Below are 9,868 nucleotides of genomic sequence, written 5' to 3' on the forward strand. Positions count from 1 at the left end.
GACACGGCTCACAAGGGTACGTGCCCCGGCGGCCGCGCCGCCCGCGCGTTTTCCGGTGCTCACCCCAAGGCCCGCAACACTGCACCCCCGGCTGCATCGTTACCATGCCGGTGGAGCGGGTCGCGGGCACCGACGAGGGGCTGCGGTGCCGCGTGCCAGTACGGTCGGCCGGGCCATGCCCGGTCGCGTTTCTCCACCGCTGATCCACCCGGCCGGCCCTCCCGGCGGGCGGGGAGTCCGCGGCATCACAGCATCGAGCAGCAAGCGATCGAGAACGGCGAGGGCGAAGCCCATGAGCGAGGGCGTAGCGCATGAGCGGGCGTAGCGAGCGAGCCGGGGACGAACGCCTGCCCGGGCGCCGCACGGCGCGGACCGTACGGCGGTTCGCCGCCGCGCTGGGTGCCGCGCTGGTGCTGCTCCCGGCGCTGCCGGCCGCCGCGCTGCCCGCCGGGGGCTCACGCCCGGCCGCCGACTCCGGGGTCTCCGCGGAGTACCCGGTGGTGATGACCATCGAGTCGGTGAACAAGCCGGTGGCCGTCCAGAACGGCACCGTGACGATCTCCGGGCACATCACCAACGGCGGCAGGTCCGTCCTCAAGTCCGCCCACGCGGCGGTCCGCAAGCCGGCCGGGGGCAAGCCGCTGACCACGCGCAGCGAGCTGGCCTCGGTCGCCGGCCGGACCAACCCGTCCAGCTGGGACGGCGTCGCCCTGGAGAGCCCGCAGTACGCGCTCAACGAGCTCGGCCCGGGGCAGAGCCAGCCGTACACCCTGAGCGTCGCCGTGAGCGACCTCCAGCTCTCCGGTGAGGGCGTCTACGAGCTGGCGGTGGACGTCTCGGGCTCGACCGCGGACAACCAGCGCGACCGGGCACTGGGCATCGCCCGGACCTTCCTGCCGTACGACCCGACGCCGACCGAGGCCCAGCCGTCCAAGGTCACCACCCTCTGGCCGCTGGTGCACGCGCCGGTGCTGGTCGCGCAGACCATGTCCGACAACGACCTGACCATCCCGGTGCTGCGCGACGACAGCCTGGCGGCCGAGTTCGCGCCGGGCGGCCGGCTGTACGAGCTGGTCGAGACCGGCTCGTCGCTGAACGGCCTGACCTGGGTGATCGACCCCGACCTGCTGGACACCGCGTTGGCGATGACCAAGCGGTACCGGGTGCAGAAGCCCGGCATCGCCGACAGCAAGAAGAAGGCGGCGAAGGAGGAGAACACCGTCGACGGCACCGGCTCGGCCGCCGCCACGGCCTGGCTGGAGAAGCTGCGGGCCGCGGTGGCCAAGAACGGCAGCCAGGTGGTCGCGCTGCCGTACGCCGACCCGGACCTCGCCTCGATCGCGCACAACGCCGCCGAGCTGCAGGGGGTGGACACCGCGCTCGGCAAGGCGGCCACGGCCGGCCGGCTGACCGTCGAGGGCCGGCTCTCGGTGGACACCCGCTCGGACGTCGCCTGGCCCTACCAGGGCTACCTGGACCAGCAGATCGCGGGCATGGCCCAGCGCGTCGGCAGCGGGCTGCTGCTGGTGAACGGCGCGAGCCTGCCGGAGCCCGACTCGCTGAAGTACACCCCGACCGCGGTCCGGCCGATCGGGAACGGGCAGACCGCGGTGGTGGCCGACGAGGAGGTCTCGGCCCTGTTCGCCGGTGACCTCAACACCCCGCAGGCACAGACCCTGGCGGTGCAGCGCTTCCTCGCCGAGACCTTCGTGATCTCCCGGCAGGAGCCGCAGAACCCGCGCGGCCTGATGGTGATGCCGCCGCGCGCGCTCACCGCCGAGACCGCCAAGGTGCTGGCCACCGCCGTGCAGGCGGCGCAGGCCGGCAAGTGGGTGGAGCCGGTCAAGCTGGACGTGCTCGCCCAGGGCCCCGCCGACCCGAAGGCCAACGGCAGCGTCCCGGCCGCCACCGACTACCCGGCGCAGGCCCGGGCCTCGGAGCTGCCGTCCTCGGCGCTGACCGACACCACCGGCATCCAGTCCAAGCTGGACATGCTGATGCGCGTCCTGACCCTCCCGCAGCGGGTGCGCGGCCCGTTCAGCGCCGCCATGGTCCGGTCGATGTCGACCGAGTGGCGGACCGAGGCCCCGGCCGGCGCCCTCTACCGGCAGGGGGTCGACGCCTACCTCGACGAGCTGATCAAGGCGGTGAACGTACCGCAGAAGACCTCGATCACCTTCGCCGGCGACACCGGCGTGCTCCAGGTCAGCGTCCGCAACGACCTGACCCAGCCGGTCACCAACCTCAAGCTGGTGCTGCGCCCGACCCAGGCCAACCGGCTCAAGATCCACCCGGCCGAGGAGCTGGTGCTGCCCGCCTCGCAGAGCGTCACCCTGCGCTTCCCCGCCGAGGCGCAGAACAACGGTCCGGTGACCGTGACGGCCGAGCTCTGGACCACCGGGCCGAACCCGCAGCTGTACGGCACGGCGCAGACGTTCACGGTGGAGGTCACCTCGGTGACCAACGGCGTGCTCTACGTCTTCGGGGGCGGCCTGGTGCTGCTCCTGCTGGCGGCACTGCGCTTCTTCCGCCAGCGCAAGCGCCGCGCGGAGAACGGCGACGACGGCGAGCCGATCGGCGACGCCCCGCTCGCCGACGACCCGGCCGACGACCCGGCCGACGACGCCGGGACCGGGCACCGGGACGGCGGCGGGGGAGACGCCGCGGAGACCGGGGGGCGGGGCACCGGCCCCGCCGGGGGAGGGGAACCCGACGGCGACGGCCAGACACCGCGCGCCAGCACCGCAGATGGCCGGGATCGGGCCGTCGGCAATGAGAAGGTTGGTCCTTGATACCGCCGACACCCGCCCGATGCCGGGTCGGCCTCCCCCACAACAGCGAAGAGGTGACATGACCGGGCGCAGCGAGGAGCGGCCGCCGGGCCGTGGTGAGGGCCGGCCGGGCGCCGAGTCGCCGTCCGGCGACTGGTACGTGGCCGACACCTACGCCCAGGACCCGTACGCGGCCGATGCGTACCAGGGCCCCGAGGACGGCCCGGACCCGTACGGCCTGCGGGCCGCCCGGCCCGCCGCGCCGCAGCAGCAGGCCGCCGCGTACGACGTGCCGCCGCAGCTTCCGCCGCAGGGCGGCGGCTACCCCACGCCGGTGCCGCCGGCGTCGTTCGCCCCGCCCGTCCCGCCGGTGCAGCCCGGCTGGGACACCCCGCCGCAGGAGCCGGCGGCGGACTGGCCGGACGCCCCTGCCACCTGGGAGCGGCCCGCACCGGTCGGCGGCCAGTGGGCCGGACCGCAGCAGGGCCAGCAGCACGGCCAGCAGCAGCACGGGCAGCAGCAGCACGGCCAGCAGCAGCACGGGCAGCAGCAGTGGCAGCCGGGCCCTGCGCACTCGGCCTGGGACTCCGAGTCCACCGAGTACGTGGGCGTCGACGCGCTGTTCGGCGGCGGCCGGACCGGCCTCGCCGACCCGGCCGCCGAGGTCCGGCCGCCCGCCCAGCAGCCCCCGGTCCAGCAGCCGCAGGTCCAGCCCCTGCTCGCCCAGCCGCCCGTCGCCCCCGCGCCGCACCCCTCGTCCGCGCCGTTCCCCCCGGCCGACGCGTACCGGGGCGGGCCGGGAGGTCCGGGCGGTCACGGCGGTCACCAGGGCGGCCCGAACGGCCAGGACGGGCAGCGCCCGCCCGTCTTCGTCCCGCCGATCGAGTTCGACCCGCCGCTCTCCGAGGAGGAGGCCACCATGCAGGTGGCGGCGGTACAGATCCCGCCCGCGGTGGAGCCCCTGGAGGACCTGGCGGCCGAGGAGCACGCCCCCGCGGCGCCCGCTCCGGCGGCCGGCGGCGGCAAGGTCGCCAGCCTGCTGAACTCCAGCGCCATCATGGCGGCCGGCACCCTGGTCTCCCGCGGCACCGGCTTCGTCCGGACCATGGTGATCACGGCCGCGATCGGCGTCGGCATCATGGGTGACTCCTACAACGCCGCGGGCACCCTGCCGACCCTGCTCTACATCCTGATCGGCGGCGGCGCCCTGAACGCGGTGTTCGTGCCGCAGCTGGTCCGCAGCATGAAGAACGACGCGGACGGCGGCACCGCCTACGCCAACCGGCTGCTCACCCTGGTGATGGTCGGCCTCGGCGTCGTGGTGCTGCTGGCCGTCGCCGGGGCCCCGCTGCTGGTGCAGCTGATCTCGCACCCGATGATGGCGAACCCGGCCCGGGCGGACACCACCGTGGCGCTGGCCCGGTACTGCCTGCCGACCATCTTCTTCATGGGCATCCACGTGGTGATGGGCCAGATCCTCAACGCCCGGGGCCGGTTCGGCGCGATGATGTGGACCCCGGTCCTCAACAACATCGTGGTGATCTTCACCTTCGGCGCCTACATCTGGGTCTACGGCGGCTTCGGCGAAACCCACGTCACCCCGGAGGGCATCAGCCCCGAGGGCGTCCGGCTGCTCGGCATCGGCACCCTGGTCGGCCTCGTCGTCCAGGCGCTCGCGATGATCCCGTACCTGCGGGCCGCCGACTTCCACTTCCGGCCGCGCTTCGACTGGCGCGGCCACGGCCTGGGCAAGGCCGCCCGGCTCGCCAAGTGGACGTTCTTCTTCGTCCTCGCCAACCAGGCCGGGTACCTGGTCATCACCCAGCTGGCGACCGCGGCCGGCAGCGCCGCGGAAAAGGGCGGCCACAACGGCGTCGGCCTGGCCGCCTTCTCCAACGCCCTGCTGATCTGGCAGCTCCCGCAGGCCGTCATCGTCGTCTCCCTGATGAGCGCGGTGCTCCCCCGGCTCTCCCGGGCCGCCGCCGACGACGACGCCGGCGCGGTGCGCGACGACATCTCGTACGGGCTGCGGACCACGGCGGTGGCGGTCGTCCCGGGCGCCTTCCTGTTCCTGTCCCTCGGGCCGGCGATCGGCCGTGCCATCTACGCGGTGGGCGGCAGCGAGACGGCGCTCGACAGCGCGACCAACGTGGGTCTGATGCTCTCGGCCTTCGCCCTGGGCCTGATCCCGTACTCGGCGCAGTACGTGATGCTGCGCGGCTTCTACGCCTACGAGGACACCCGGACGCCGTTCTCCAACACCGTCTGGGTGGCGGCCTGCCAGGCCGTCTTCTCGCTCGCCTGCTGGTTCCTGCTTCCCGCCGAGTGGACGGTGGTCGGAATGGCCTTCGGCTACGGTCTCGCGTACGCCGTCGGAGTGACGGTGGCGGTGCCCAAGCTGAAGAAGAAGATCGGCGGGCTGGACACCAAGCGGATCGGCAAGACCTACGCCCGGCTGATCGCCGCCTGCGTACCGGCCGCGCTGGTCGGCGTCGGCGTCAGCCTGGCGGTCCAGCAGGTCCTCGGCGGCTGGCTGGGAAGCGTGCTCACCATCGTCCTGGCCGGCGGCCTCCAGCTCGCCGTCTTCGTGCTGATCGCGAAGAAGCTGCGGATCGAGGAGCTGAACGCCATGCTGGGCATGGTCCGCGGCCGACTGGGCCGCTGACCCGCCGCACCAACCGGCCGTCCCGGACATCGCCCTGACCGGGCGTCAACCGGACGGACCGGGTTCTCCGCCCCATCGGGGCTGGTGCTGGGCCGCCCTCCGCACCCCGGGTCCTCCCGGGCCCGGAGCGGCGGCCCAGTGCCGGATCTGCACCACATCTCTCCACCATCGCGCAACCACGCGGACCTTTCAGCGGTCGTACCCGGTGGAGAAGAGTGGGCACAATTGTCCTGGAGCACAGGGCCTCGGCCCGATGCGCTCCAACGACTCTCTCAGGCCGGGGCGACACAAGGGGAGGCAGGACCACGGTGGCTGATGGCACCAAGGCGGTCGTCGACACGTCAGCAGCTGACGGGGCGGCGGACGAGGCCGCACTGGCCGCGGCGATCGACGAGCTCGCCGACGGGACGGCCCGGGCCACCACGGCCGGCACGAGCACCGACACCGGCCGGACCGGCGCGTCCGACGCCGACACCGACACGGGTGACGCCGGCACCGACGCGGCTGACGACCGCGGCGACGACGAGCCGTCCACCACGACCTCCGTCAGCGAGGAGACCTCGGAGATCACCGCGCCGCTCTCGGCCGACGAGATCCGCGCCGAACTGGCCGCGGGCGCCGCGCGCAAGGCCGCCGCCGCGGCGAACGCCACGCCGGCCCACCGCCCCGGCCGGCCGCCGCAGGACCCGCAGCCCACCCACGACCCGCGCGCGACGGGCACCCTGCCGAAGACCCTGCCGGCCCCGCTGCGGCACAGCGGCGACAAGATCGGCCACCGGTACCGGCTGGAGGAGTGCATCTCCCACACCGAGACCTTCAGCAGCTGGCGCGCCGTCGACGAGAAGCTCCGCCGGGCCGTCGGCGTGCACCTGATGGCCTCCGGCCACCAGCGGGCCCGCAAGGTCCTGGCCGCCGCGAAGTCCGCCGCGCTGCTCGGCGACCCCCGCTTCGTCCAGGTGCTGGACGCCGTCCAGGAGGGCGAGCTGGTCTACGTCGTGCGGGAGTGGCTGCCGCACGCCTCCGACCTCGCCAAGCTGCTCGCCGACGGCCCGATGGAGCCGCACGACGCCTACCAGATGGTCCGCCAGGTCACCGACGCGGTCGCCGCCGCCCACCGGCGCGGCCAGGCCCACCTGCGGCTGACGCCGCGCTGCGTGCTGCGCACCGACAGCGGCCAGTACCGGATCAACGGCATCGCGGTCGACGCCGCCCTGCGCGGCCTGCCCGACGGGGGCGGCGAGGACGCCGAGCGCACCGACACCCGCGCCATCGGCGCCCTGCTGTTCGCCGCGCTCACCCACCGCTGGCCGTTCCCCGAGGACCGCTACGACCTCAAGGGCCTGCCGAAGAACCTCCGCGACGTGCCGCCGGACCAGGTCCGGGCCGGGGTCCACAAGGGCCTCTCCGAGCTGGCCGCGCGCGCCCTGTTCGACCACCCGCCGCACCACGCCGAGCCGATCACCACCCCCGAGCAGCTCGCCAAGGCGATCGCGCTGATGCCGCGCATCCGCCAGCCCGAGCCGGAGCTGCCCGCCTTCACCGCCCCGCCACGGCACAACACCCACGCGCTGCCCACCGCGCCCAACCCGACCCGGGTGATCGCCGCCCCCGGCGCCGCCACGGCGCCCGCCCCGGCCCGGACGGCTCCGGTCCGGCGGACCCGGCGGCGGCTGCGCCGGGTCGCCAAGATGACGGCCTGGACGGTCGCCCTCGGCGCGATCGGCGTCGCCTCCTGGCAGCTGGTGGACAGCCTGCGCAACAACGGGTCGACCGTCTCGGCCGCCCCCAACCCCACGGTCAGCTCCGCCACCCCCACCGCGCACACCGCCACGCACGCCCCCGTGGCGATCCCCGTCAAGGAGGCCCAGTCGTACAACCCGCTGGGCACCCAGGGCCCCGAGGGCACCTTCTCCCTCTCCAAGGCCTTCGACGGGGACACCTCCACCGCCTGGACCACCTTCGGGTACCAGGATCCGTTCGGCCCCACCAAGCCGCTCAAGGAGGGCACCGGCCTGCTGATCGACCTCGGCTCGCCGCAGGCGGTCAGCTCGGTGAACGTCCAGTTCGTCGGCACCACCACCGCCGAGCTGCGGGTGCCGGGCGCCTCGGCCGCCGCCGACCCGCTGGGGGCCCGGCCGAGCGACTTCACCGTCCTCGGGAAGAAGTCCGGCACCACGGTCGACTACAGCGTCGACAGCCCGGTCACCACGCGCTACCTCTTGCTCTGGCTGACCAGCCTGCCGAAGGATAAGGGCGAGTACCGCGGCCAGATCACCGAGGTGAAGGTCTTCGGCTGACGCGGGGCCGCTGCGGTGGCACGGGCACGGCAGGCACGACGAGGGGTGGCAGTGGCGGACGGAACGGTCCCGGCGGACGACGACGCCACGCTGCTCGCCCGGCACGTCGCCGGTGACCGGGACGCCTTCGGCATGCTGGTCGACCGCCACCGCGACCGGCTCTGGGCGGTCGCCCTGCGCACCCTCGGCGACCGCGAGGAGGCCGCCGACGCGCTCCAGGACGCCCTGGTCTCCGCCTTCCGCGCGGCCCACACCTTCCAGGGCCGGTCGGCCGTCACCACCTGGCTGCACCGGATCGTCGTCAACGCCTGCCTGGACCGCGCCCGGCGCACCGCCTCCCGCCGCACCAAGCCGCTCGACGACGACCCGCAGCGCCTCGACGCCCTGGTCGGACAGGCCGAGCCGGCCGACTCCCCGGTGGTCCGCGCCGAGGTGCACCGGGAGCTGGCGGCGGCGCTCGCCGAGCTGCCGGCCGAGCAGCGGGCCGCACTGGTCCTGGTCGACATGCAGGGCTACCCGGTCGCCGAGGCGGCCGAGGTGCTGGGCGTCCCGGTCGGCACGGTGAAGAGCCGCTGCGCCCGCGGCCGGGCCCGGCTGCTGCCGCTGGTCCGCCACCTGCGCGAGGACGGCACGACGCCGGACGCCGCGCCGGGTCCCTCCGTTCCACGTGGAACGGAGGGAACGGCCCGAACCCCGCGGGGCTCGGCCCCACCGCCCGGGAACCCGTCCGGGGCGCGCACCGTCACAAGGACGGGCCCCGACACCGGCCGGCCGATTCTGGAAGGAGATGCGAGCAAGCGATGACCGCCCCCCTCTCCTCCCCCGACAACGACCCGGTGGAGCCGCACGCCGCCGAACCGCACGCCGCCGGACCGCACCCCTCCGTCGACGAGCTGGCCGACCTCGCCGAGGGTCTGGTCGGGTCCGCCGACGACGCGGAGGCGCTCAGGAGCCACCTGGCCGGCTGCGCCGAGTGCCGCGAGACCGCCGAGGCGCTCGCCGAGGTGCAGGCCCTGCTCGGCTCCGCCGAGCCACCGGCCATGCCCGCCGACGTCGCCGCCCGGCTGGACGCCGCCCTGACCGCGGCGGCCGACGAGCGCGACACCCCCGCGGAAGGCCCCGGCGCCCCCCGACAGGCCTCCGCACCGGCCGGACCAGCTGGTGCCCCGGCCCGCCCGTCCGGGCCCGCCCCTGCCCCCTCCCCGGCCCCCCTCGGGCCACCCGGGCGGCCCGCCACCTCGGCGGCGGGCACCGGGCCCGGCCGCTCCCGCTCACGGCGGCGCCGGACCGCCCTGCTGCTCGGCACCGCGGCCGCCCTGCTCGCGGCGGGCCTCGGCGGCTCCCTGCTGTTCTCCCCGGCCGACCGGAAGGCCTCGGACACCACAGCGGTCTCCGCCGCCGCCCCCACCGCCGGGGCCATGCCGAGCGGCACGCCCAAGAGCGCCCGGGCGGAACACGCCAACGGCGGCACCGTCTACCGGGACGACCAGCTGGCGGCCCAGGTCCAGCAGCTGCTCGCCCGGGCCGGCGTCACGCCCGACGGCTCCGCCCAGGCGTCCGGGCAGGCCTCCGGGCCGTCCACCGGCAAGTCCGAGGCACCGCCCACCGACGCGCAGCAGGGCATCGCCGGGGGCCCCGGCGCCGCGGCCTGCCCGGCGCCCGCCGACGGACCGCTGCTCGCCACCGACACGGGCAGCTACTCCGGCGCCCCGGCCGAGGTCCTGGTGTACGCCGTCCCGGACCAGCCGCAGAAGCTCGACGTCTACCTCCGCTCCCCCGGCTGCGGGCCGGTCCTGCTGCACCGCACCGTCCCGGCCCGCTGAACGGCCGTTCCCGTGCGATCCACGCCCGGGGCCGTCCGACGCTCCCACAGTGCGGGCACCTGGTACGGATCCGCCTGGGAATGCGAGAGACTGGTTAGTCGTTGTCCCGGGCGGCGGAGCAGGACCGCCCTCCCCGCACCTAACGCGGGTCGCGATGCGAACCAGGAGATGCAGTGAGCGACGTCCGTAACGTGATCATCATCGGTTCCGGCCCGGCCGGCTACACGGCTGCGCTCTACACCGCCCGTGCCTCCCTCAAGCCGCTGGTCTTCGAGGGCGCCGTCACCGCCGGTGGCGCGCTGATGAACACCA

At 74.9% G+C, this 9,868-nt stretch carries 6 protein-coding genes; all 6 read left to right on the forward strand.

Annotation, left to right across the window (positions count from 1 at the left end; all coding sequences use genetic code 11):
• The first annotated feature begins 311 nt into the window (after positions 1-311).
• Positions 312-2,792 (forward strand): DUF6049 family protein, encoded by a 2,481-nt coding sequence (locus J5Y04_RS30880; protein WP_209415682.1) that lies wholly within the window; start codon positions 312-314, stop codon positions 2,790-2,792.
• Between the two features lie 58 nt (positions 2,793-2,850).
• Entirely contained in the window at positions 2,851-5,436 is a 2,586-nt protein-coding gene (gene murJ, locus J5Y04_RS30885; RefSeq protein WP_209415683.1) for a murein biosynthesis integral membrane protein MurJ, read from the forward strand.
• A gap of 308 nt (positions 5,437-5,744) precedes the next feature.
• The gene (locus J5Y04_RS30890) at positions 5,745-7,733 is read left to right on the forward strand and encodes a protein kinase family protein (protein ID WP_209415684.1); all 1,989 of its coding nucleotides are present in this window, start codon (positions 5,745-5,747) and stop codon (positions 7,731-7,733) included.
• Between the two features lie 51 nt (positions 7,734-7,784).
• Entirely contained in the window at positions 7,785-8,537 is a 753-nt protein-coding gene (sigM, locus tag J5Y04_RS30895; protein ID WP_209415685.1) for an RNA polymerase sigma factor SigM, read from the forward strand.
• A complete protein-coding gene (locus J5Y04_RS30900) occupies positions 8,534-9,556 on the forward strand; it encodes a hypothetical protein (protein WP_209415686.1) in 1,023 nt (340 codons plus the stop codon). Before sigM ends, J5Y04_RS30900 begins: the two co-directional genes overlap by 4 nt.
• A 173-nt stretch (positions 9,557-9,729) precedes the next feature.
• A partial coding sequence (locus J5Y04_RS30905; protein WP_209415699.1) for an FAD-dependent oxidoreductase occupies positions 9,730-9,868 on the forward strand: 139 nt, incomplete at its 3' end.

Origin of the sequence: Kitasatospora sp. RG8, from assembly GCF_017813315.1 — a bacterium.
In the GTDB taxonomy this organism is placed as follows: Bacteria; Actinomycetota; Actinomycetes; order Streptomycetales; family Streptomycetaceae; genus Kitasatospora.